We start from the raw sequence: 23,720 nt of genomic DNA, 5'->3' as shown, positions 1-23,720 counted from the left end.
GGACCGCGTGGGGCGCGGGGGCGGAACGAAGGCAGCCTGCGCCGGACCCGGCCATGCCGGACCGGATCGCGCGGGATCGGCCGCGGCTCGGACCGGGGGTCCGCGACCGTCTGGACCGTGGGGGCCGTCGCCGTGCTGTGTGTGCTCTTCGGGACGCTGCTCGTCGTGGGACAGGCGGCCGTGATCCGGCACCGTGCGGCCGGGGCGGCCGATCTCGCGGCGCTCGCGGCCGCCGATCACTGGATGGAGGGCACGGACACGGCCTGTGCCACGGCCGAGCGGGTCGCACGGGCCCAGGACACCCGGCTGGTGCGGTGCGCGATCGAGGGCGAGATCTCGAACGTCACGGCGGAGGCGGGGAGAGGACCGTTCAGCGCGGAGGTCAGGGCGAGAGCAGGGCCGGCGGGGCCGGTCGCACCCGGACCGGCCGTACCTGGGCCGACGGGGCCGGTCGTGCCCGGACACACTGGGCCCGTCGCGCCTGGGCCCGTCGCGCCTGGGCCCGCGGGGCGGGGCGCGACCGAGTAGACAGGCCCCCGGTGGCCTCACGACCGACAGCACGCCGGGCACCCAGGCACCTCGCATCGGTACGTCGGGCACCCTGCACCGGCACCTGGGCACCCACGCACCCTTCACCGGCACCCGGGACCCTGCACCGGTACGTCGGGCGCATCGCACCGGCACCCGGGCACCCTCCACCGGCACCCGGGCGATCCGGTCAGCCCGCGGGCGCCTCCCGCAACAGTTCCGTGAGAAGCCGTACGGCTCCCCGTTTGTGGAGCGGATCGTTCCCGTTGCCGCACTTGGGGGACTGGATGCAGGACGGGCAGCCGGCGTCGCACTCGCAGGAGGCGATGGCCTGGCGGGTGGCGGCGAGCCAGGCGCGGGCCGTGTGGAAGGCGCGCTCGGCGAAGCCCGCGCCGCCCGGGTGGCCGTCGTACACGAAGACCGTCGGGAGCAGGGTGTCCGGATGGAGCGGGATCGAGACGCCGCCGATGTCCCAGCGGTCGCAGGTCGCGAAGAGGGGCAGCATGCCGATCGACGCGTGCTCGGCGGCGTGGAGGGCTCCGCCGAGGATCTCCGGGGTGATCCGGGCCGCGTCGAGCTGGTCCTCGGTGACCGTCCACCACACGGCACGGGTGCGCAGCGTACGAGGAGGGAGGTCGAGTTTCGTCTCGCCGAGCACTTCGCCGGTGATCAGCTTGCGGCGCAGGAAGGAGACGACCTGGTTGGTGACCTCGACGGAGCCGTAGCACAGGCGGCCCGCGCCCCACGGCACCTCGATGTCCGTCTCCAGGACGGAGATGGAGGTCGTGTCGCGGGCGACCGTCGAATACGGCGGGTCGGCCTGCTCGACCAGGGCCACGGACTCGTCCAGGTCCAGTTCGCGCACCAGATACGTACGGCCCTGGTGGAGGTGGACCGCGCCCTCGTGGACGGTCGTGTGGGCGGCGCCCGCGTCGACCGTGCCCAGCAGCCGCCCGGTACCGGACTCGACGACCTGGACCGCCCGTCCGCCCTGGCCGCGGATGTCCGTGAGGTCGGCGGCCCGTTCCCGGCGCGTCCAGTGCCAGGCCTTCGTACGGCGCCGGAGCAGCTTCGCGGCCTCCAGCTGCGGCAGCAGGTCCGCGGCGGCGGGGCCGAACAGCACGAGGTCGTCGTCCGTCAGGGGGATCTCGGCGGCGGCCGCGCACAGGTGCGGGGCCAGGACGTACGGGTTGTCCGGGTCGAGGACCGTCGACTCGACCGGTTGGTCGAAGAGGGCCTCCGGGTGGTGGACGAGGAACGTGTCCAGCGGATCGTCGCGGGCGACCAGGACCGCCAGGGCGCCCTGGCCGGAGCGGCCTGCCCGGCCCGCCTGCTGCCACAGGGAGGCTCGCGTGCCCGGGTAGCCGGCTATCACGACGGCGTCCAGTCCGGAGACGTCGATGCCCAGCTCCAGGGCCGTGGTGGCGGCGAGACCGAGGAGTTCGCCGGAGTGGAGCGCGCGCTCCAGGGCGCGGCGCTCCTCGGGGAGGTAGCCCCCGCGGTAGGCGGCGACGCGGCGGGCCAGGGAGCGGTCGCCCCCGTCGGCGCCCCCGCCGTCGCCCGCCGCGTCGGTCGCTGACGTCGCCGTGGCGAGGCGCTCCTGGGCGATCACCGAGATCAGTTCGGCGCCTCGCCGGGACCGTACGAAGGCGACCGAGCGCACGCCCTGCAGGACGAGGTCGGTCAGGAGATCGGCCGTCTCCGCGGTCGCCGTACGCCGGACCGGCGCGCCCTTCTCGCCGTGCAGTTCGGTGAGCGGGGGCTCCCAGAGGGCGAACACCAGTTCCCCGCGCGGGGAGGCGTCGTCCGCGACCTCGACGACGGGCAGACCGGTGAGCCGGGACGCGGCGACCGCGGGCTCGGCGGCGGTCGCCGAGGCCAGCAGGAAGACGGGCGAGGCGCCGTACCGGGCGCACAGGCGGCGCAGCCGGCGCAGTACCTGGGCGACATGGGAGCCGAAGACGCCGCGGTAGGTGTGGCACTCGTCGATGACGACGTACCGCAGGGCGCGGAGGAAGGAGGACCAGCGCGGATGGGAGGGCAGGATCCCGCGGTGCAGCATGTCGGGGTTGGTGAGGACGTAGGTGGCGTACTGGCGGACCCACTCGCGTTCCTCGACAGGGGTGTCGCCGTCGTACACCGCCGGGCGGACCGCATTGCCGAGCGGATGTGAAATTTCCTTCACTGATCGGCACTGATCCGCCGCGAGTGCCTTGGTCGGCGCCAGGTACAGGGCGGTCGCGCCGCGGCCGTTGGGTGCCTCGGAGCCGTCGAGGAGACAGGACAGGACCGGGGCGAGATAGGCCAGCGACTTGCCGGAGGCGGTGCCGGTGGCCACGACCACCGACTCGCCGTCCAGCGCGTGTTCGGCGGCGCGTGCCTGGTGGGCCCAGGGGTGTTCGATGCCCTTGGCCTGCACGGCCGCGATGACCTCCGCGCGGATCCGGTCGGGCCAGACGGCATGGCGGCCGTCGCGCGGGGGCAAGTGCTCCGTATGAGTGATGCGCGAAGCCCGGCCCGGCGCGGAGGTGAGCCGGTCCAGGACCGCCCCCGGTGCGGGGCGGGAAGCGGCGTCCGTCGGGCATCGATCGGATCGGTGATTCTTGGCCATCGGCACCGAGTGTGTCACCGGCGTGACGGACAATGGTCCCAAGGCGTCGTGCACGCCTGCCGGTAAGTGATTGAATGCCATCGCGGCTGGCGAACCGTCCTGGGGGCTCAAGCCGAGGTGTCCCGAGGGACGACCGCTCGATTAGCAAGGTGCTGGAGGATCCGTGGACCTGTCCCTGTCGACCCGTACCGTCGGCGATCGTACGGTCGTCGAGGTCGGTGGAGAAATCGACGTATATACCGCGCCCAAGCTGCGCGAGCAGCTGGTCGAGTTGGTGAACGACGGGAGTTTCCACCTCGTCGTCGACATGGAGGGAGTGGACTTCCTCGACTCCACCGGGCTCGGCGTGCTGGTGGGCGGACTGAAGCGTGTAAGGGCCCACGAGGGCTCCCTGCGCCTGGTGTGCAACCAGGAGCGCATTCTGAAGATCTTCCGCATCACCGGTCTCACCAAGGTGTTCCCGATCCACACTTCGGTCGACGAAGCGGTGGCGGCGACGGACTGACCGTCCCTGGGCGCGCGCCCATGACGGCTGAGACAACAAGAGGGGGGACCGGGCCGGAGGCGGCCCGGTCCCTCGACAGCACGCCCGTAGCAGCGAGGGGGATGCATGGCCACCGTTGAACTCCGCTTCAGTGCGGTCCCAGGACACGTCAGGACCGCCCGTCTGGTGGCCGCTTCCGTCGCGCGCAAGGCCGGGGTGGACGAAGCTGTCCTGGACGAGGTGAGGCTCGCCGTGGGCGAGGCCTGCACCCGGGCGGTCGGGCTGCACCAGAGCGGCGGTATCGCGGCGCCGGTGCGCGTGGTGCTGATCGAGGAGGAGAAGCTGTTCTCCATCGAGGTCGGTGACGAGGCACGGCATGCCGTGCTCAGCGGCAAGGAGCCGGGCGCCGAGGACGCGGACCTCGAGGAGGACGAGATGGGCCTCGCGGTCATCAGCGGCCTCGTCGACGACGTGGAGGTCACCGCCGACGAGCACGGCGGCCAGATCCGCATGAGCTGGCCGACCAACCCGCCGGTCGTGATTCCCTGACGGACGCCTCCCCGTCGTACGCACCGTCGGCGACTCCTCGCTCGAGGGCCCTGCTGAGCAGGGCCCTTCTGCTTTTCCCGGTGATCCGCTCCGGCGATCCCCCGCTTGATCACCCGCCACCCCGCGACGACTTTCCGATGATGTGCTTGAATTCGTGAAGGAATTCACGATCAATCGATCAGTAATTTGATCAAGCGTCAACGCTTTTAGGGCATTACCGCTTTCGGGTTCTGTGGTTCCTCGGCGATCATTTGCTGATGGGCATGAGAAGGCTAATTCCGTTTACCGTGCTCTGTTTTGATCAGGTTCCGCTCCCTAGAATCCGTCCACATCTTGAGCTCAGCCCAAGCGTCAAGGAGGACGAATGGCGGGGCTTTCTACCCCTCAACAGTTTGATCACCCCACAACCTTCGCAACCGCAGTACTGACCCCCGATAATCGGCTCATCGTGATGGTCATCGGGGTCGTCGCGCTGGCCGCTCTGGTGGTCGCCGGGGTTCTGGTGCGCCAGGTGCTCGCGGCCGGCGAAGGCACGGACAGCATGAAGAAGATCGCGGCGGCGGTCCAGGAGGGCGCCAACGCCTATCTGGCCCGGCAGCTGCGCACGCTCGGCGTATTCGCCGTCGTCGTGTTCTTCCTGCTCATGCTGCTTCCCGCGGACGACTGGAATCAGCGCATCGGACGGTCGGTGTTCTTCTTGATCGGTGCCGCGTTCTCGGCGGCCACCGGTTATATCGGCATGTGGCTGGCCGTACGGAGCAATGTGCGGGTCGCCGCAGCGGCGCGCGAGGCGACCCCGGCCGAGGGCGAGCCGAAAAAGGATCTCACCCTCGTCTCGCACAAAGCCATGAAGATCGCTTTTCGCACGGGCGGCGTCGTCGGCATGTTCACGGTGGGGCTCGGTCTGCTGGGCGCCTCCTGTGTGGTGCTGGTGTACGCGGCCGACGCGCCGAAGGTCCTGGAGGGCTTCGGTCTCGGCGCGGCGCTCATCGCGATGTTCATGCGTGTCGGCGGCGGCATCTTCACCAAGGCCGCCGACGTCGGCGCCGACCTGGTCGGCAAGGTGGAGCAGGGCATTCCGGAGGACGACCCGCGCAATGCCGCGACCATCGCCGACAACGTGGGCGACAACGTCGGCGACTGTGCGGGCATGGCGGCCGACCTCTTCGAGTCGTACGCCGTGACGCTGGTGGCCGCGCTGATCCTCGGCAAGGCCGCCTTCGGCGACTCCGGGCTCGCGTTCCCGCTGCTCGTACCCGCGATCGGCGTGATCACCGCGATGATCGGCATCTTCGCGGTGGCCCCGCGCCGAACCGACCGCAGCGGTATGAGCGCCATCAACCGCGGTTTCTTCATCTCCGCGGTGATCTCGCTGGCGCTCGTCGCCGTCGCCGTCTTCGTGTACCTGCCCTCGACGTACGCCGACCTGGACGGCGTCACGGACGAGGCGATCATCAACAAGGACGGCGATCCGCGAATCCTCGCGCTCGTCGCGGTGGCGATCGGCATCGTGCTGGCCGCGCTGATCCAGCAGCTCACCGGCTACTTCACCGAGACCAACCGCCGCCCGGTCAGGGACATCGGCAAGACCTCGCTCACCGGCCCGGCCACCGTCGTCCTCGCCGGTATCTCCGTCGGTCTCGAATCGGCCGTCTACACCGCCCTGCTGATCGGCCTCGGCGTGTACGGGGCGTTCCTGCTCGGCGGTACGTCGATCATGCTGGCCCTGTTCGCGGTGGCGCTGGCCGGCACCGGTCTGCTCACCACGGTCGGTGTCATCGTCGCTATGGACACCTTCGGTCCGGTCTCCGACAACGCCCAGGGCATCGCCGAGATGTCCGGCGACGTCCAGGGCGCGGGCGCACAGGTGCTCACCGACCTGGACGCCGTGGGCAACACCACCAAGGCCATCACCAAGGGCATCGCCATCGCCACGGCCGTGCTCGCGGCCGCGGCGCTGTTCGGGTCGTACCGCGACGCGATCGTCGAAGCCGCGCGTGACGTGGGTGAGACGGTCTCCGGCGAGGGTGCGCCGATGAACCTGATGATGGACATCTCGCAGCCCAACAACCTCGTCGGTCTCGTGGCGGGCGCCGCCGTCGTCTTCCTCTTCTCGGGTCTGGCGATCAACGCGGTGTCGCGGTCCGCCGGCGCGGTCGTCTACGAGGTGCGGCGGCAGTTCCGCGAGAAGCCCGGGATCATGGACTACAGCGAGACGCCCGAGTACGGCAAGGTCGTCGACATCTGCACCAAGGACGCCCTGCGCGAGCTGGCCACACCAGGTCTCCTCGCCGTCATGGCGCCCATCGCGATCGGGTTCACGCTCGGCGTCGGCGCTCTCGGCGCGTACCTCGCGGGCGCGATCGGCACGGGCACGCTGATGGCCGTGTTCCTCGCCAACTCCGGTGGCGCCTGGGACAACGCGAAGAAGCTCGTCGAGGACGGCCACCACGGCGGCAAGGGCAGCGACGCCCATGCGGCGACCGTCATCGGCGACACGGTGGGCGACCCGTTCAAGGACACCGCGGGCCCCGCCATCAACCCGTTGCTCAAGGTCATGAACCTGGTGGCGCTGCTCATCGCACCCGCCGTGGTCAGGTTCAGCTACGGCGAGGACAAGAGCATCGCGCTCCGGGTGCTCATCGCGGTTCTCTCGATCGCCGTGATCGTGGGCGCGGTGTACGTGTCCAAGCGGCGCGGGATCGCCGTGGGTGACGAAGACAACTCCGAGAGGACGGCCAAGTCGGTGGATCCCGCGGTGGTTTCGTAGGAGGCCACGCAAGGGACCTGCTCAAGGGGCGGGCGGACGGCACGTGTTGGCGTGCCGTCCGCCCGCCCCGTTCTGTGCGCACCCTTCTCGTGAGCCTTCTCTCGTCTGGTGCGAAGCGCAGCAAACCATGTGATAGCGGTCGTACGGCATCGGAGTGTCGCCCGTTCGCCGTGTATGTTCCGGGGCCGAGAGCCATGGAAGGGACCAATCCGGTGAACAAGAAGCTCGCGGCCGCACTGTCCGGCGGTGCGGTACTGGTACTGGCGCTGTCGGGATGCAGCAGCAGCGACGACAACAGCGAAAAGCTGAACTCCTGGGCGAAGCAGGTCTGTGACGCGGTTCAGCCGCAGACGAAGAAGATCACGGCGGCCAACACCGCCATCCAGAAGCAGACCGCGGACGACAGCGCGCCGGAGGACGTGCAGAAGGTCGACTCCCAGGCATTCCAGGACATCTCCGACGCCTACAAGGCGATGGCGACCGCCGTGCGCAAGGCCGGGGCGCCGGACGTCGAGAACGGCAAGAAGAAGCAGCAGGACGCGGTCCAGGAGCTCAACGACCTCTCCACCGCCTACGCCGGGCTGAAGAAGAAGTCGGACGACCTCGACACCAAGGACCAGGCGAAGTTCGCCGACGGCCTCAAGGGTGTCGCCACCGAGCTGGAGAAGCTGAGCAAGAGCGGCAGCGACGCGCTCGCCAAGCTCGAGGAGGGCGAGGTGGGCCAGGCGATGGCCAAGCAGCGGAGCTGCAAGAGCGCGTCCGCTCCGGCCTCGGCCGGCAAGAGCTGATCTTTCGTCAGGCGAACGAGGGCCGGGCACGCGCGCGCGTGCCCGGCCGTCTCCGTACGTATGCTCAGCTCTTCTCGTGCGCTTGCCCCGAGGACCTTCTCGTACGAGTGCCGGGTCCCGCGTACGACGTTCGACGGGGTGCGTGACGCGGTTGTCCACAGGCGTGTGCGACGCGTTGTCCACAGGTGCGCGTGCCCTGTCGCCGGATGCCGACACAATGGGACCGTGAGCAACTCCAGTCTGGCCTCCTTGCCCTCGCTTCCCTCCGCCGACCGGCCCGACGTCGCCGCGCGGCTCCGTGACGCCCTGATCGGAGCCGCCTTCACGGCCGACGGCCTGCTCGACCTGCTCGGGGCTCCCGCGTACGCGGCGCTGGCGCGCGGCGAGACCGTGCCAGCGCTGCGGGCGACGCGCGGGGACACCCCGCTGGAGGCGCTCGTACGGCTGTTCCTGCTGCAGCAGCCCGTGCCGCACGCGCGCGTGGCGGGCGTGCTGCCGGTCGACGTCTGCCTGGAGAGCGGGTGGCTCGTGCGCGCCGGCGGAGATGCCGGAGACGCCGGGGACGACGTCACCGCCACCGTGGACGTACGGCCGTACGGCGGCCCCGACGGCGAGGACTGGTTCGTCGTGTCCGACCTGGGGTGCGCGGTCGGCGGGGCCGGAGGTATCGGCAGTCGCGAGGAAGGTGTCGTACTCGGAGTGGGCGGTGCGTCCACCACGCTCGCCGGAATCACCGTACGGACCCCCGTCGCCTCCGCGCTCGACCTCGGCACCGGTTCCGGGATCCAGGCCCTGCACGCCGGCCGGCACGCCACCCGGGTGACCGCGACCGACGTCAACCCGCGCGCGCTGCACATCACCGCGCTCACGCTCGCGCTCTCCGGCGCTCCGGCGGCCGACCTGCGCGAGGGCTCGCTCTTCGCGCCGGTGCGCGAGGACGAGACGTACGACCTGATCGTGTCCAATCCGCCCTTCGTGATCTCTCCGGGCGCCCGGCTCACGTACCGCGACGGCGGCATGGGCGGCGACGACCTGTGCCGCACGCTGGTGCGGCAGGCCGGGGAGCGGCTGAACGAGGGCGGGTTCGCGCAGTTCCTCGCCAACTGGCAGCACGTGGAGGGCGAGGACTGGCAGGACCGGCTGCGCTCCTGGGTGCCGCGCGGATGCGACGCGTGGATCGTGCAGCGCGAGGTGCAGGACGTCACGCAGTACGCCGAGTTGTGGCTGCGGGACGCGGGCGACCACCGGGCCGACCCCGTCGAGTACCAGGCGCGGTACGACGCGTGGCTGGACGAGTTCGAGGCGCGCAAGGTGAAGGCCGTCGGGTTCGGCTGGATCACCCTGCGCAGGACGGCCGCCGCCGCGCCGTCGATCACGGTCGAGGAGTGGCCGCATCCGGTCGAGCAGCCGCTCGGCGACACGGTGCGGGCGCACTTCGAGCGGCTGGACTATCTGCGCGGGCACGACGACGCGGCCCTGCTCGCCGGGCACTTCAGGCTCGTCGAGGAGGTCGTCCAGGAGCAGGTCGGGCTGCCCGGCGCCGAGGACCCCGAGCACGTGGTGCTGCGGCAGAACCGGGGGATGCGCCGGGCCACCAAGGTGGACACGGTGGGCGCGGGCTTCGCCGGGGTGTGCGACGGCTCGCTGAGCGCGGGCCGGATCCTGGACGCCATCGCCCAACTGGTCGGCGAGGACCCGGTGCTGCTGCGCGACCGGACCCCCGCGCAGATCCGGCTGCTGGTGGAGCAGGGGTTCCTCGAACCGGCCGGGTGAGGTGTGCCGTACACCCAGGGCACACGGGACGGCCCGGCCCCGCAGCGACGACTTCGAGTCGACTTGGGCACCCGGGGCAGAGCTCACGGTCCAGGGCCGGCCGACCGGAACGAGGCGTTCACCACCCTCGTGTCGCGCTGTGGACAGCTCGGACACCGGTAAGAGGACGGCCGGGAAGACACGGGAAGACACGGGAGGACGCGGGAAGGCCATCGCGTCCGGCTCGGCCTGAGCCACCGGTCGCCCGCCGTTCACCCGGAGTTCGCACGCCCGCTTTCCACCCGTGCCAGCCTCCCGTCGCTGGGGATTCCAGGACGGGAGGAACGGGACATGGAGAGTGGACCGGCGATCTTCGCGGGAGCGGTGTTCGCCCTGTTCGGAGCCGGGCTCGGGGCGTGGACCGCGACCCGGCTGCACGCGGGTCGGCCGGTCGCCCACGGTGTGCGTCCCGTCACATCGGCGGCGCTCGCCGGCGTCGCCGCGCTGGGTGCCCTGGCGGCAGGGGTGTGGTGTTTCGCGCAGCTCTGAAAGGTGGCCGGAAAACGGCACAGGGTAACTGAGAGGTCACCGTCCGGATAGGGGTGGAAGGGCAGGTGACCACTCCGGGCGGCAGGAATGGCGGTAGTCGGGTTACCGTTCGAGTGGCCGTTGCGGGCTTTTCCCGTTTGACACGGGGGCGGGATGTACCGTCACACTCCGCAGCGTCAGCATGACCCGACCCCCGGGCTGAGGGCTCGGCCTCCTGTGAGGCTTCAGCCGCGAGGGGGTGTGACCCACCCCGGGACGAAAACCTGGGGAGACCCCAGCGTCGACCGGAGAGAAGAGCGAAGTTGTCCCCGACCAGCGAGACCGCAAAGGGCGGCCGCCGACTCGTCATCGTCGAGTCGCCTGCCAAGGCGAAGACGATCAAGGGCTACCTCGGCCCCGGCTACATCGTCGAGGCGAGCGTGGGGCACATCCGCGACCTTCCCAACGGCGCCGCGGAGGTGCCCGAGCAGTACACCGGTGAGGTGCGCCGCCTCGGCGTGGACGTCGAGCACGACTTCGCGCCCATCTACGTGGTCAACGCCGACAAGAGGGCCCAGGTCAAGAAGCTCAAGGACCTTCTGAAGGACTCGGACGAGCTCTTCCTCGCCACCGATGAGGACCGCGAGGGCGAGGCCATCGCCTGGCACCTCCAGGAAGTCCTCAAGCCGAAGATCCCGGTCAAGCGGATGGTGTTCCACGAGATCACCAAGGACGCGATCCGCGCGGCCGTGGCCAACCCGCGCCAGCTCAACCAGAAGCTCGTCGACGCACAGGAGACCCGCCGCATCCTCGACCGCCTCTACGGCTACGAGGTCTCGCCGGTCCTGTGGAAGAAGGTCATGCCGCGGCTGTCGGCGGGCCGTGTGCAGTCCGTCGCGACCCGGCTCGTGGTGGAGCGGGAGCGCGAGCGCATCGCGTTCCGCTCCGCCGAGTACTGGGACCTGACGGGCACCTTCGGCACCGGCCGCGCCGGTGACGCATCCGACCCGTCCTCCCTGGTCGCGCGGCTGAGCACGGTCGACGGCAGGCGCGTCGCCCAGGGCCGCGACTTCGACTCCCTCGGGCAGCTGAAGAACGCGAACACGCTGCACCTGGACGAGGCGAACGCCCGCGCGCTGGCCGCCGCCCTGGAGAACACCCGGTTCTCCGTGCGCTCGGTCGAGTCCAAGCCGTACCGCCGCTCGCCGTACGCCCCGTTCCGTACGACGACGCTCCAGCAGGAGGCCAGCCGCAAGCTCGGCTTCGGCGCCAAGGCGACGATGCAGATCGCGCAGAAGCTGTACGAGAACGGCTACATCACGTACATGCGTACGGACTCCACGACGCTGAGCGACACGGCCGTCCGGGCCGCGCGCGCCCAGGTCACGCAGCTGTACGGCGCCGACTACCTGCCGGACCGGCCGCGTACGTACGCCGGGAAGGTCAAGAACGCGCAGGAGGCGCACGAGGCGATCCGGCCCTCCGGCGACCGCTTCCGCACGCCCGCCGAGACGGGACTGACCGGCGACCAGTTCAAGCTCTACGAGCTGATCTGGAAGCGGACGGTCGCCTCCCAGATGAAGGACGCGACCGGGAACAGCGTCACCGTGAAGATCGGCGGCACGGCCGCCGACGGGCGGGACGCCGAGTTCAGCGCGTCCGGCAAGACGATCACGTTCCACGGCTTCCTCAAGGCCTATGTCGAGGGCGCCGACGACCCGAACGCCGAGCTCGACGACCGCGAGCGCAGGCTGCCGCAGGTCGGCGAGGGCGACGCCCTCTCGGCCGAGGAGATCACCGCCGACGGCCACTCCACCAAGCCCCCGGCCCGCTACACCGAGGCCAGCCTGGTCAAGGAGCTCGAAGAGCGCGAGATCGGCCGCCCGTCGACGTACGCGTCGATCATCGGGACGATCCTCGACCGCGGCTACGTGTTCAAGAAGGGCACGGCGCTCGTGCCGTCCTTCCTGTCCTTCGCCGTGGTCAACCTCCTGGAGAAGCACTTCGGGCGGCTCGTCGACTACGACTTCACCGCCAAGATGGAGGACGACCTCGACCGCATCGCGCGGGGCGAGGCACAGGCGGTGCCGTGGCTGAAGCGGTTCTACTTCGGCGAGACCCCGGTCGACGGCGGCTCCACCACGGTCAACGGCGTCGGCGGCGCCGCCGACGCCGGCAACGGCGACGGGGACCACCTGGGCGGTCTGAAGGAGCTGGTCACCGACCTGGGCGCGATCGACGCGCGCGAGGTGTCGTCGTTCCCGGTCGGCAACGACATCGTGCTCCGGGTCGGCCGCTACGGGCCGTACATCGAGCGCGGCGAGAAGGACTCCGAGAACCACCAGCGCGCCGACATCCCGGCCGACCTGGCGCCGGACGAGCTGAGCATCGAGCTCGCCGAGGAACTGCTCGCCAAGCCGAGCGGCGACTTCGAGCTGGGAGCCGACCCCTTGACCGGCCACACGATCGTCGCCAAGGACGGCCGTTACGGCCCGTACGTCACCGAGGTGCTCCCCGAGGGCACCCCGAAGACGGGCAAGAACGCGGTCAAGCCCCGCACGGCCTCGCTGTTCAAGTCGATGTCGCTGGACACGGTGACGCTGGAGGACGCACTCAGGCTGATGTCGCTGCCGCGCGTCGTCGGCACGGACGCGGACGGCCAGGAGATCACCGCGCAGAACGGACGCTACGGGCCGTATCTGAAGAAGGGCACGGACTCGCGTTCGCTGCAGTCAGAGGACCAGCTCTTCACGATCACGCTCGAAGAGGCGCAGGCGATCTACGCCCAGCCCAAGCAGCGCGGTCGCGCCGCCGCCAAGCCGCCGCTGAAGGAGCTGGGCGAGGACCCGGTCAGCGGGAAGCCGGTCGTCGTCAAGGACGGTCGCTTCGGGCCGTACGTCACCGACGGCGAGACGAACGCGACCCTGCGCTCCAGCGACAGCGTCGAGGCGATCACCCCGGAGCGCGGGTTCGAGCTCCTCGCCGAGAAGCGGGCGAAGGCGCCCGCCAAGAAGACGGCGAAGAAGGCCGCCGCGAAGAAGACGGCCACCAAGGCCACCGCGAAGAAGGCCGCTCCGGCCAAGAAGGCGGCCGCGAAGAAGACGACGACTTCGAAGACCGCCACCGCGGCTGCGAAGAAGGCGCCCGCCAAGAAGGCCGCGGCGAAGAAGACGGCGGCGTCGGAGAGCTGAGGACGGTGCGGGGGCGCGTGGAGTGACCTCGCACCCCGGCGCCGAGCAGACAAACGAAGTGGGGCCCCGGTTGATACCGGGGCCCCACTTTGTAGAGGCCTTGTGAAGCTTGGTTTTCGCTCCCCGTTCGGTTCTGGACTTGCCCCTGCCCGTCAGGGGGTTTTCTGCTTCAATGTCGACCGCCGCAGGACGGGGTACCCGTCCAACGCCTCAGCCAACGGTCCTACGCCCACTCCACGGCCGCTTACGCCGACTCCACAGACGTTACTTCCCGCCGGCCGGGGGTAGGTCCGGTAGCCGGGACCTGGCCGAACCAGCGTGACGGAGCGCCCGCGTACCATCACCCGGTAGAGGGATCCGACGGCCTCCGGACGGAAGAGAGAGATGACGCGAGCCGAGCAGCCAACGGCCCACCACCCGGCACCCGACGACGCCCTGGTCGCGGATTCTCGTGAGCGCGCCGTCCGTGCCCTGTTGCGCCAGCCGCAGCTCAAGCGGCTGTGGAGCGCGCAGCTCGTAGGCGGTGTGGGGGACGCCCTCGCGCTGCTGGTCCTGGTGGTGCTGGCATTCCAGGTCGCGATCGCCGAGGGTTCGTTCGGCGGCGGCTATCGCGGGGTCGCCCTCGCCGTGGCCGCGATCTTCGGGACGCGTGTTCTGGCCACGCTGCTCTTCGGCGCCGTCCTCCTCGGACCGCTCACCTCACTGACGTCACAGGAGGGCCCGCTCGACCGCCGCTGGACGATGATCGTCGCGGACGGACTGCGCGCCGCGCTGCTGATCGTCGCCCCCCTGTGGATCGACTGGACTCCGGACAACGCACTCGCGATCCTCCTGGTGACCGCCTTCGTGACCGGGGTCGCCGAGCGCTTCTGGACGGTGTGCCGCGAGAGCGCGGCGCCCGCGCTGCTGCCCGCGCCCCCGCCGGAGGGCGCGACCGTGCGCCCGCTGCCGGACCACATGGACGCGCTGCGGCGCCTGTCGCTGCGTACGGGATTCGTGGCGGTGCCCCTCGCGGCGGCCACCTTGGTCGTGACGGCGCTGTTCAACAGTCTGCTGGGTGCCGGGATCGACTGGTTCGGCCAGCACCAGGCGGCACTCGGGTCGTACGTCGCGGCCGGACTGTTCGCCGCCTCCCTCTCGGTCCTGGTCTTCCTCGAACTGCCCGACACGCGCACCCCGCGCGCGCGGTCGCCACTCGAGGGCCTGCGCCGCCCCAAGACGGGCACGGGCGCCGACAAGGGCCGTACCGGAGCGATCACGATCCTCGTCCTCGCCTGCGCGGCCGTCGCGAGCGCCATCGCCGCAGCGGTCGCCGTCGCCGTGCTGCACGCCAAGGACCTGGACGGCGGACCGGTCCTGTACGGGCTGCTGGCCGTCGCGCTGACCGGTGGCGTGGTCGTCGGCATCCGCAAGGCGCCGTCCGTGCTCCCCGCGCTGTCGCGGCGCCGGCTGCTGGCCCTGGCGATCGCCTTCACCGGGATCGCGCTGCTCGCCGCCGGGCTCGTGCCGGACGTCACCAGTGTGGTGCTGCTCCTCGCGCTCGCCGGCGTGGGCGCGGGGATCGCCGCGAACACCGGGCACACGCTGCTGGACCAGGAGGCCGAGGACTTCCGCCGGGCCCGCACCACCGAGCACCTGCACGCGGTCGTACGGGTCTTCGTGGCGCTCGGCGCCGTGATCGCCCCCGTGGTGGCGGCGTTGATCGGGCCGCACCGGCTGGAGAACGGCAAGTTCGTGTTCGCGCACGGCGGCGCCGCGTTCACGCTGATGCTGGTGGGCGCGCTGCTGCTGCCGGTGGCCGCGCTGGTGCTCGCCAAGGTGGACGACCGCTCCGGGGTGCCGCTGCGGCACGACCTGCGGGACGCGTTGCGCGGCGGGGACGACCCGGAGGTGGCGCCCGCGGCCTCGGGCTTCTTCATCGCGCTGGAGGGCGGCGACGGGTCCGGCAAGACGACCCAGGCCGAGGCGCTCGCGGAGTGGATCCGCGCCAAGGGACACGAGGTCGTCCTCACGCGCGAGCCCGGGGCCACGCCCGTGGGCAAGCGGCTGCGGTCGATCCTGCTGGACGTCTCGTCGGCCGGGCTGTCGCACCGCGCGGAGGCGCTGTTGTACGCCGCCGACCGCGCCGAGCACGTGGACACGGTCGTACGGCCCGCCCTGGAGCGCGGCGCCGTCGTCATCTCGGACCGGTACGTCGACTCGTCGGTGGCCTACCAGGGGGCCGGCCGTGACCTGTCGCCCACCGAGATCGCGCGGATCTCGCGCTGGGCGACGAACGGGCTGGTGCCCCATCTGACGGTGCTGCTGGACGTCTCGCCCGAGACCGCCCGCGAACGGTTCACCGAGGCGCCGGACCGGCTGGAGTCGGAGCCGGCCGAGTTCCACGCGCGCGTGCGGTCCGGTTTCCTGACGCTGGCCTCCTCCGACCCGGGGCGGTACCTGGTCGTGGACGCGGGCCAGGAGCCCGAGGCCGTCACCACGGTGATCCGCCACCGGCTCGACGTGATGCTGCCGCTGTCCGAGGCCGAGGTGAAGGCCCAGGAGGAGGCGCGGCGCAAGGCCGAGGAGGAGGCGCGGCGCAAGGCCGAGGAGGAGGCCGCGCGCAAGGCCGAGGAGGAGCGCCTGGAGCGTGAGCGCCAGGAGGCCCTCGAGCGGCTGCGTGCCGAGGAGGAGGAGCGCAAGCGGCTCGAGCTGGAGGAGGCCCAGCGGCGCGAGGCCGAGCGGCAGGCGGAGGAGGCCCGGCAACGGGCCGAGGAGGCGCGGCGCAAGGCCGAGGAGGAGCGCGCCCGGCTTCTCGCGGAGGAGAAGGCGCGCGCCGAGGAGGAAGCGCGCCGCAAGGCCGAGGAGGACCGGCGCCGCAGGCAGGCCGAGGAGGAGGCCCGGCTGCGGGCCGAGGCTGAGGCGCGCCGGCTGGAGAAGCAGCGCAAGGCCGAGGAGGCGTTGCTGCGGGCCGAGGAGGCACGGAGGGTGGCCGCGGAGGCGGCGGCCGCGGCTTCGGCGGGGACGGCCGCGAACCAGAAGAAGCACTCGTTGTCGAAGCCGCCCCTGTCGTCTGAATCATCCGGGTCGTCTGAAGTGTCCTCGTCGTCTGGGTCGTCTTCGTCGTCCTCGGCGTCTGCCTCGTCCTCGCCGGACAACGAGATGACGGTGCCCACGCCGGTGGTGACGCCCACGAACGCGTCGGGCGGGCCCGTGGACGAGACGGCAGTCCTGCCGCCGGTACGGCCCGGTGAACCCGACTCGGAGACGACCACGCAGCTGCCGCAGCCGCCGGTGCCTTCGGGCGCCGGGGACGAGACGACGGTCCTACGCAAGCCTTCGGTACCGGAGGGTGCGGCCGATGAGACGGCGGTGCTGCCTCCGGTGCGGGACGGGGCGGCAGACGAGACGGCCGTGCTTCCTCCCGTACGGGAGGAAGGCGCCGCTCCGGGTGCTCCTGCCGCTCCGGCGAGGGGACGGCGTGGCTCGGGGTCGGGCTCGGGCTCGGGCTCGGGGTCGGGCTCGGGGTCAGGATCGGGATCGGGATCGGGATCAAGGGTGAAGTCGGCGAAGGGGCCGGGTGGCCCCACGGACCGGGTGCCGCCCGGTTTCTTCCGGGACGAGCGGCCGGCCCAGGGCGAGCGTCCGGCCTCCGGCGACTCGAACGACCGTACGCGCGAGCTGCCCCAGGTGGACGCCGAGGGCACCCCGCGCCGCCGTGGCCGCTCGGACTGGGCGGAGGAGACCCCGCTGGACGACCTGCCGACCCTGGCGGACGAGCTGTTGGGGCCGCGTGAGGACTACGAGGGCGACGACAGCAGGGGCGACGACGGGCGTGATGGGGGCCGTGGCCGTGGACGGGGCGGACGGCGCCGCTGACGCCGGGGCGCGGGGCCGTCCCGGACCGATGAGCGGTTGATCAGCCGCTGAGCAGGGCTGATCAGCGTGCTGCCGACTGGTCGGCCGTGATTGTCAGTGGGCTCGCGCACAATGGGTGGCGGCAAGGCAGAGAGCGACGGAAGGGCGGTGCCGCATGCCCGTGTGGGACGACCTGGTGGGGCAGGAGAGGCTGAGCGCGCAGCTCGACGCCGCCGCCCGGGACGCCGACGCGATCGTCACCGCGGCCGGGACCGGGGCCCCGCCCCCCGAGGCGTCGAAGATGACCCACGCCTGGCTCTTCACAGGCCCGCCCGGCGCCGGGCACACCACGGCGGCCCGGGCCTTCGCGGCGGCCCTGCAGTGCGTCAGCCCGGACCGCGCCCTCGGCGGAAGCCCCGGCTGCGGCTTCTGCGACGGCTGCCATACGGCGCTGGTGGGCACCCACGCCGATGTCAGCACCGTGGCCGCGGTGGGCTCGCAGATCCTCGTCGACGACATGCGGGACACGGTCCGCAAGTCGTTCACCGCCCCGGCGAACGGCCGCTGGCAGATCATCCTCGTCGCGGACGCCGAGCGGCTGAACGAGAAGTCGGCCAACGCCGTCCTCAAGGCCGTCGAGGAGCCCGCCCCCCGCACGGTCTGGATGCTGTGCGCCCCCTCGCTCGAGGACGTCCTGCCCACCATCCGTTCCCGCTGCCGCCACGTGAGTCTGCTCACACCCTCGGTGGACGCGGTCACCGACATGCTCGTACGGCGTGAGGGCATCGAGCCGGACGTGGCCGCCGTCGCGGCCCGCGCCACCCAGGGGCACATCGACCGGGCCCGCCGTCTGGCCACCGATCCGCGCGCGCGGGAGCGGCGGGCCGCCGTGCTCAAGCTCCCGCTGCGCGTCGAGGACATCGGCGCCTGCCTCAAGGCGGCGCAGGAGCTCGTCGACGCCGCCACGGAGGAGTCCAAGCAAATCGCCGAGGAGCTCGACGTCAAGGAGACCGAGGAGCTGAAGGCGGCGCTGGGCGCGGCCCAGGGCGGCCGGCTGCCTCGCGGTACGGCGGGCGTCATGAAGGAGCTGGAGGACAAGCAGAAGCGCCGGCGGACACGGGCGCAGCGCGACAGCCTCGACCTGGCCCTCACCGACCTCACCGGCCTGTACCGCGACGTCCTCGCCCTCCAGCTCGGCTCCCGCGTCGCCCTCGCCAACACCGAGGCTCAGGACACACTGGAGCGCCTCGCCCGGGGCACCACACCGGAGGCCACGCTGCGCCGCATCGACGCGATCGCCGCCTGCCGCGACGCCCTCGACCGCAATGTGGCGCCCTTGCTGGCGGTGGAGGCGATGACGATGGCGCTGCGGGCGGGCTGACTCACGGCGTGACATAGCGGCGCGACGCACCACAGCGACGCATTGGATGTCTGGACGTACGGGACGTACGGGACGTACATCGAGCGGCCAGGTCGGCTGCCGGTGAACCCTGTCACTCGTACGAGGCACGCACGTCGCCGATAGTGACCATTTGGGCGCGCAGGGTTACGCTCGCGAGATGCAAACCAGGCGCTCCCTCCGCCGAAATCGACCCCTCCGTACGACCACCGCACTCCTCACCGCCGTACTGCTCGCCTCGGCCTGCTCGTCCGGCAGTTCGTCCTCCGCCTCCTCGGCGACGACAGCCACGACGGCCACGCCGAAACCGGAGACGGGTTCCCTGAAGCCGCTGCCGGGCTCGACACCACAGGCGCTGTCCCCGCACTACGCGCAGAAGCTGAGCTGGCGCAGCTGCGGTGCGCCCGGTTTCCAGTGCGCCACGATGAAGGCGCCGCTCGACTACGCGAAGCCCGGCGGGAGCGACATCGACCTGGCGGTCGTCCGCAAGAAGGCCACCGGCCCCGGCGAGCGCCTCGGCTCGCTGCTGGTCAACCCCGGAGGCCCGGGCGGCTCGGCGGTCGGCTATCTGCGGTCGTACGCGGGCATCGGCTACCCCGCGGCGGTCCGCGCCCGGTACGACATGGTGGCGCTCGACCCGCGCGGTGTCGCCCACAGCGAGCCGGTCCGATGTCTCACCGCCCGCCGGATGGACGCGTACACGCAGACGGACTTCACCCCCGACGACCAGCGGGAGACCACCGAAGTGGTCGACGCCTACAAGCGGTTCGCGGAGGGCTGCGGGGCACGCTCGCCTCGGCTGCTGCGCCATCTCTCGACCGTCGAGGCCGCGCGCGACATGGACATCCTGCGCGCGGTGCTGGGCGACGAGCGGCTGACGTATGTCGGCGCGTCGTACGGAACGTTCCTCGGCGCGACGTACGCGGGGCTGTTCCCCGACCGCGTCGGCCGGCTGGTCCTGGACGGCGCGATGGACCCGTCCCTGCCCGCCCGCAGGATGAACGAGGAGCAGACGGCGGGCTTCGAGACGGCGTTCCGGTCGTTCGCGAGGGACTGCGTGCGGCGGCCGGACTGCCCGCTGGGCGGCGCCGACGCGACCCCCACCCGGGCTGCCGCGAACCTCAAGGCCTTCTTCGCCCGGCTCGACGCCCGCCCCATCCCGACCGGCGACCCGGACGGCCGCGAACTCGGCGAGTCGCTGGCCACGACCGGTGTGATCGCGGCGATGTACGACGAGGCCGCGTGGCCGCGACTGCGTCAGGCCCTCGACGAGGCCATCGAGCGGAAGGACGGCTCCGGCCTGCTCGCCCTCTCGGACGGCTACTACGAGCGGGACGCGAACGGCGAGTACTCGAACCTGATGTTCGCGAACGCCGCCGTGAACTGCCTCGACCTCCCGGCGGCCTTCTCGAACCCCGGCCAGGTCGAGAAGGCGCTCCCCGCCTTCGAGAAGGCCTCACCGGTCTTCGGCCGGGTCATGGCGTGGGCGTCCCTGAACTGCGCGTACTGGCCGGTGCGGCCCACGGGCGCTCCGCACCGCATCGAGGCGAAGGGCGCGGCCCCCATCGTCGTGGTCGGCACGACCCGAGACCCGGCGACCCCCTACCGCTGGGCCCGCGCCCTGGCCTCCCAGCTGTCCTCGGCGCGCCTCCTCACCTACGAGGGCGACGGCCACACCGCCTACGGCCGCGGCAGCGACTGCGTCGACGCGGCGATCAACGCCTACCTGCTCAACGGCACCCCACCAGCCCAACGAAAACGCTGTTCACAGCCTTGATCACGAGGCCGTGGCGGGGTGCCCCGAGGGTTGGTACGGAGCACCCCCGAAACTGTGTAGACTTACCGACGTTGCTGATCGCACCATAGTGTGCACAGCGCGCCGCCTTAGCTCAGATGGCCAGAGCAACGCACTCGTAATGCGTAGGTCTCGGGTTCGAATCCCGAAGGCGGCTCTGAAAAAGCCCAGGTCGCATAGCACGTGACCTGGGCTTTTGTGCTGCTCGGGACGTGACGCGTCACGCGGCCGGGGTGCCGCTAGATGGCTTGCGTGAGCGATGCGTGAGCGGAGCGGGTCCGGGCCTGCTTCTTCGGCTTCTTCCGCGTGCTCTTCTTTTCGCCTTGGCCTGGGCTGTCGCCTCAGCTTGACGGTGGCCTCGGCGGCTGTGTGTCTCGGAGACGGCTCGGGTCAGGGCCAAGGCAGGCGGTCTGCCTTGGCCCTTTTGCATTTCCTTTACTCGATCAGAGGGCAGTGCATTCCCACTGACTGTGCGAGCGGAGCCTGGCGTCCGGATGTAGGCGCGGGAACGCTGGCCGCCTCGCCCTACCCGCTGCTTGTCATGGCGATCTCTGGCGGTGTGGCAGTTGTGGGCCGTGGTGCTAGGCAGGTTGCCGTCCCGTATCGGCTCGACCTTGCCTTCATATAAATATGCTTCGGCTCTCATGCCCCATGAGGACGCATACATAAGTAACTCCCTTGTGGCATAGGCCGGTTGTGGTGACAGTGGTTGTCATCCGCACGTCACTCTTGGCATCGGAGCATTGATGCGTCCCATTCACTGCATGTCCCGCAGAGGACACTCATGTCGTAAGTCGCCCAGGTCGGCACGTTGGTCCCTCGCCGCCGTAGTCCGCGGAGAGCTGCGGTGAGCGTTGGGGGAGTGGGCATCCCACGGCTGCAAGACCTCGCGTACATCGAGGTCGCCATCGGTAACGTCGCGCAAGGAGCAACTTTCGAGCAGGTGCGTCGTGCCCTCGTCGACCGGGCTGCCGCGGTGGCGCGTGAGGGTGACACAGACGGCTCGTACTCCGCCCGCAAGTGGGAGTTGGCGCGGTCAGACACCAAAAAGCACGTCCACAACACCGTCGACGTCCTCAAGGAGCTCATGCGTCTCGGTTGGGTGGAGAAGCACATCCTGCCCTCGGGGCCCAACTCGGCGTATGCGCATGCCGATTCGGTGTTTACGCTCACCCCCGCGGGCGAGAGGTGGGCGACGCTCGTTGCAGCCGACCGTCGCGCCGCGTACAACGCGCTCACTGGCGTACTGCTTTCTACACACCCGCAGTTCGAGGGATTTCTGCGCATCCTGGGTGCCCGACCGGACAGCAGCGCTACTCACTTGACCATCCCCCTCTTGAGGTTCAGCGCGTCGGCGTACAGGACCAACGCGACGTACCTTGACGAGTTTGTCGCGTTCGCTGCCGACGCGGCGGCTCAAGGCACACTCGGCTGGACCGCAGAGCCCGAGGCCATCAGTGAGCACGTCCGCAGCTACGTCCGGCGTATCGAAGAGCGGGCGCATGCCCGGGAGAAGGAGATCAGCCGGAAGCAGTTCGCCACCACGTGCGAGGAAGCCATGGCGCGGTTCGTGTTCAGCGCAGCCGGCTGCCCCTTGGACTACATCAGCCTCGAGCTGCTACGCAGGTGGACTCGGTTTCTGGGGTTGGCCAACTTCAGCTACTACGCGCCAGGTCCTTCAGCAATGAGGCTCTGGTCGACCGCCGTGGTGACGGGTAGTGGCGATGCCGTCGCGATCAGTCGGCGAGTCGGCAAGGAGGTACGTAGAGCCGCCCTCGATGCCGTCTGGGCGGTATGGCGCGAGCAACGGGCCGACGCGGCCGGCGGCATGTATCTCCCCGTTTGGCAGCTGCGTGCCGCTGTCTGCTGGAAGCAGCGGATCAGTGACGACGAGTTCGATCTGGCTCTGCGAGAGGCCCTAGCAGGCGAGCACCCCGGCCTTGGTTTGAGTATTCACCTCGATCAGGCGTCGCTGAGGGCCGCCCCCGCCTCGACCAAACCCTTGATCATTCCCACCGCGAGTGGGCTCCGCCGTGTGTTCAACGTGATCAGCGTTGCACTGGAACCCACTCTCCACACCACCTCAACCACCACCGAGGAGACCTGAACGATGACTGCCTCAACCCGTAGCGCGGGCCCCGTCTGGCTGAAAAGGCAATGGGGGCTACGTAACAACCCCTTTCCGACCACGGGCATTGCCCGGTTGGGCGGTGCCGACGCGCGCGAAAACGGACTCCTCTACGAGCCGGACGTCAACGCGGATAAATTTGAAGAGGCCGTCGAGAAGTTTGTGCTCGGGGCAGCCTTCTCCGGACTGCGGTTCGGCTACCTGTGGTCTACGGGCACTGGCCCAGGGGACTCCGACGCCCGCGGTTTCGGCAAGTCTGTGCTCATGCAGCACCTCACAGGGAGTCTCAACGAGGACTTCGGCCGTGCTGCATATCTGAGCTGCGGCCTCGATGAGGACGATGCCTCCGAGGAACCGATCTGCGGGCTGCTGACGAGTTTCGACACGGCACAGATCCGGTCCCTGAGTGCTGCCCTGTTCACCGCCGTTGAGTATGCGACGGATTTTCGTGCCGCTGACGCAAGCCTCACCCTTGTTCAGCGCCTGCGTGAGGCACTTGTCGCACGGACCGCGACTGATGATCCGCACAGCCTGGCCAAGATCGTGGTCGAGCAGCACCGGGACCTGCGAGGCCGCACTCTGGGGCCGCCCGACGACAAGCTCATCCTGGCTCTGTGCGACGCGGACCCGACCGTCGCCCAGGACTACCTGGACAAGGTCAAGCCTGCTTCGCGGACTCGGAACGGCGCCGTTTACCTCGCGACGTTCCTTCTCTTCGCTGCAGCAGCAGGGATGAAGCATGTCCTGCTCTGTTGCGACCAGTTGGAGGACCTCGCGAGCACCACTACGGCCAAGGCCAAGCGTGATCTCGAAACCGAACGGTTCCGCGACATCATCCTCGAAACGCTGCCCATGGCCGACATGCTCGGCGTCGTCGTGACTATGCATCCCCGAGCAGCGCTAACCATCGGCACGGCCTGGGAACTTGCGGACCTGCCCACGTTCGAGATCTCGGAGGCCAACAAGCATCGGATCGTGGTGCTGCCGGCTCTTCGCGATCTGGACTCAGCCGTGAAGCTGCTGTCCAAGTATCTTGCTGCTGCTCGCAAGAAAGACGATCGGCCGAGTGGGGACATGTACCCGTTCACGCCGGGGGCAGTAGAGGCGTTGTTCAAGCGATCGAATCGTAAGCCGCGCGATGTACTACGCAAGGCACACGGCCTGATTGAGGCCGCGTCGGGTGACAACCTGGTGACCATCGACGAGCAGGCTGTCGCGCGTTACCTGGACGCGGTCGGGCCCGACACCGAAGAGGACATCGGCCCTGTTGTGGCCAGTCCGGTGACGACGTCCCTGGACTGGAGCGCTGGGTGAGCCGTTCAACTTCGTGTTGCGGAGAGTCGGGATGACGGCTGATGCG

The 23,720-nt window shown here is 70.3% G+C and carries 14 protein-coding genes and 1 tRNA gene; 14 read left to right on the top strand and 1 reads right to left on the bottom strand.

What is annotated here, in order from left to right; genetic code table 11:
- The first annotated feature begins 36 nt into the window (after nucleotides 1-36).
- Entirely contained in the window at nucleotides 37-528 is a 492-nt protein-coding gene (locus FNH04_RS08115) for an Rv3654c family TadE-like protein (protein WP_152781824.1), read from the top strand.
- Between the two features lie 190 nt (nucleotides 529-718).
- On the opposite strand, the gene FNH04_RS08110 is transcribed toward FNH04_RS08115, so the two are convergent.
- Nucleotides 719-3,220, bottom strand: coding sequence for a DEAD/DEAH box helicase (locus FNH04_RS08110; protein ID WP_152781812.1), 2,502 nt, complete (start codon nucleotides 3,218-3,220; stop codon nucleotides 719-721).
- Nucleotides 3,221-3,302: 82 nt separating this feature from the next.
- On the opposite strand from FNH04_RS08110, the gene bldG reads away from it, so the two are divergent.
- From bldG to FNH04_RS08045, 13 genes are all read left to right on the top strand, one after another.
- Nucleotides 3,303-3,644, top strand: coding sequence for an anti-sigma factor antagonist BldG (bldG, locus tag FNH04_RS08105; RefSeq protein WP_005475923.1), 342 nt, complete (start codon nucleotides 3,303-3,305; stop codon nucleotides 3,642-3,644).
- A 105-nt stretch (nucleotides 3,645-3,749) separates the two neighbouring features.
- Complete coding sequence (locus tag FNH04_RS08100; RefSeq protein WP_152781810.1) at nucleotides 3,750-4,172, top strand: ATP-binding protein; 423 nt, start codon at nucleotides 3,750-3,752, stop codon at nucleotides 4,170-4,172.
- A gap of 364 nt (nucleotides 4,173-4,536) precedes the next feature.
- Nucleotides 4,537-6,942 (top strand): sodium-translocating pyrophosphatase, encoded by a 2,406-nt coding sequence (locus FNH04_RS08095; RefSeq protein ID WP_152781808.1) that lies wholly within the window; start codon nucleotides 4,537-4,539, stop codon nucleotides 6,940-6,942.
- 194 nt (nucleotides 6,943-7,136) lie between these two features.
- Nucleotides 7,137-7,730, top strand: coding sequence for a small secreted protein (locus FNH04_RS08090; RefSeq protein WP_152781805.1), 594 nt, complete (start codon nucleotides 7,137-7,139; stop codon nucleotides 7,728-7,730).
- Between the two features lie 225 nt (nucleotides 7,731-7,955).
- The gene (locus tag FNH04_RS08085) at nucleotides 7,956-9,503 is read left to right on the top strand and encodes a class I SAM-dependent methyltransferase (RefSeq protein WP_322722741.1); all 1,548 of its coding nucleotides are present in this window, start codon (nucleotides 7,956-7,958) and stop codon (nucleotides 9,501-9,503) included.
- A 330-nt stretch (nucleotides 9,504-9,833) separates the two neighbouring features.
- Nucleotides 9,834-10,031 (top strand): hypothetical protein, encoded by a 198-nt coding sequence (locus tag FNH04_RS08080; RefSeq protein WP_152781803.1) that lies wholly within the window; start codon nucleotides 9,834-9,836, stop codon nucleotides 10,029-10,031.
- 302 nt (nucleotides 10,032-10,333) lie between these two features.
- Complete coding sequence (gene topA, locus FNH04_RS08075) at nucleotides 10,334-13,201, top strand: type I DNA topoisomerase (protein WP_152781801.1); 2,868 nt, start codon at nucleotides 10,334-10,336, stop codon at nucleotides 13,199-13,201.
- A 384-nt stretch (nucleotides 13,202-13,585) separates the two neighbouring features.
- Nucleotides 13,586-17,059 carry a dTMP kinase gene (gene tmk, locus FNH04_RS08070; protein ID WP_152781799.1) on the top strand — a complete coding sequence of 1,158 codons (3,474 nt, stop codon included), beginning with the start codon at nucleotides 13,586-13,588 and terminating at the stop codon, nucleotides 17,057-17,059.
- A 154-nt stretch (nucleotides 17,060-17,213) separates the two neighbouring features.
- Nucleotides 17,214-18,419, top strand: coding sequence for a DNA polymerase III subunit delta' (locus FNH04_RS08065; RefSeq protein WP_152781797.1), 1,206 nt, complete (start codon nucleotides 17,214-17,216; stop codon nucleotides 18,417-18,419).
- Between the two features lie 178 nt (nucleotides 18,420-18,597).
- On the top strand, nucleotides 18,598-20,214 hold the full coding sequence (locus FNH04_RS08060) for an alpha/beta hydrolase (protein ID WP_152781795.1): 1,617 nt from the start codon (nucleotides 18,598-18,600) through the stop codon (nucleotides 20,212-20,214).
- Between the two features lie 101 nt (nucleotides 20,215-20,315).
- Nucleotides 20,316-20,389: transfer RNA gene (locus FNH04_RS08055), tRNA-Thr, on the top strand.
- 690 nt (nucleotides 20,390-21,079) lie between these two features.
- Entirely contained in the window at nucleotides 21,080-22,339 is a 1,260-nt protein-coding gene (locus tag FNH04_RS08050) for a hypothetical protein (protein WP_322722740.1), read from the top strand.
- 3 nt (nucleotides 22,340-22,342) lie between these two features.
- Nucleotides 22,343-23,674: a hypothetical protein gene (locus FNH04_RS08045; RefSeq protein ID WP_152781793.1), complete on the top strand. Its 1,332-nt coding sequence runs from the start codon at nucleotides 22,343-22,345 to the stop codon at nucleotides 23,672-23,674.
- The last annotated feature ends 46 nt before the right edge of the window (nucleotides 23,675-23,720 follow it).

It is taken from the genome of Streptomyces phyllanthi (assembly GCF_009377205.1).
Classification (GTDB): domain Bacteria; phylum Actinomycetota; class Actinomycetes; order Streptomycetales; family Streptomycetaceae; genus Streptomyces; species Streptomyces phyllanthi.
This window is presented reverse-complemented; position numbering and strand designations above follow the sequence as displayed.

What these genes read in the sequence shown, in the direction of transcription:
- FNH04_RS08100 (WP_152781810.1), top strand. Translation starts at nt 3,750, where the DNA reads ATGGCCACCGTTGAACTCCGCTTCAGTGCGGTCCCAGGACACGTCAGG.
- FNH04_RS08090 (WP_152781805.1), top strand. Translation starts at nt 7,137, where the DNA reads ATGGAAGGGACCAATCCGGTGAACAAGAAGCTCGCGGCCGCACTGTCC.
- FNH04_RS08065 (WP_152781797.1), top strand. Translation starts at nt 17,214, where the DNA reads ATGCCCGTGTGGGACGACCTGGTGGGGCAGGAGAGGCTGAGCGCGCAG.
- FNH04_RS08080 (WP_152781803.1), top strand. Translation starts at nt 9,834, where the DNA reads ATGGAGAGTGGACCGGCGATCTTCGCGGGAGCGGTGTTCGCCCTGTTC.
- FNH04_RS08095 (WP_152781808.1), top strand. Translation starts at nt 4,537, where the DNA reads ATGGCGGGGCTTTCTACCCCTCAACAGTTTGATCACCCCACAACCTTC.
- tmk (WP_152781799.1), top strand. Translation starts at nt 13,586, where the DNA reads ATGACGCGAGCCGAGCAGCCAACGGCCCACCACCCGGCACCCGACGAC.
- FNH04_RS08110 (WP_152781812.1), bottom strand. Translation starts at nt 3,220, where the DNA reads ATGGCATTCAATCACTTACCGGCAGGCGTGCACGACGCCTTGGGACCA.
- FNH04_RS08045 (WP_152781793.1), top strand. Translation starts at nt 22,343, where the DNA reads ATGACTGCCTCAACCCGTAGCGCGGGCCCCGTCTGGCTGAAAAGGCAA.
- FNH04_RS08060 (WP_152781795.1), top strand. Translation starts at nt 18,598, where the DNA reads ATGCAAACCAGGCGCTCCCTCCGCCGAAATCGACCCCTCCGTACGACC.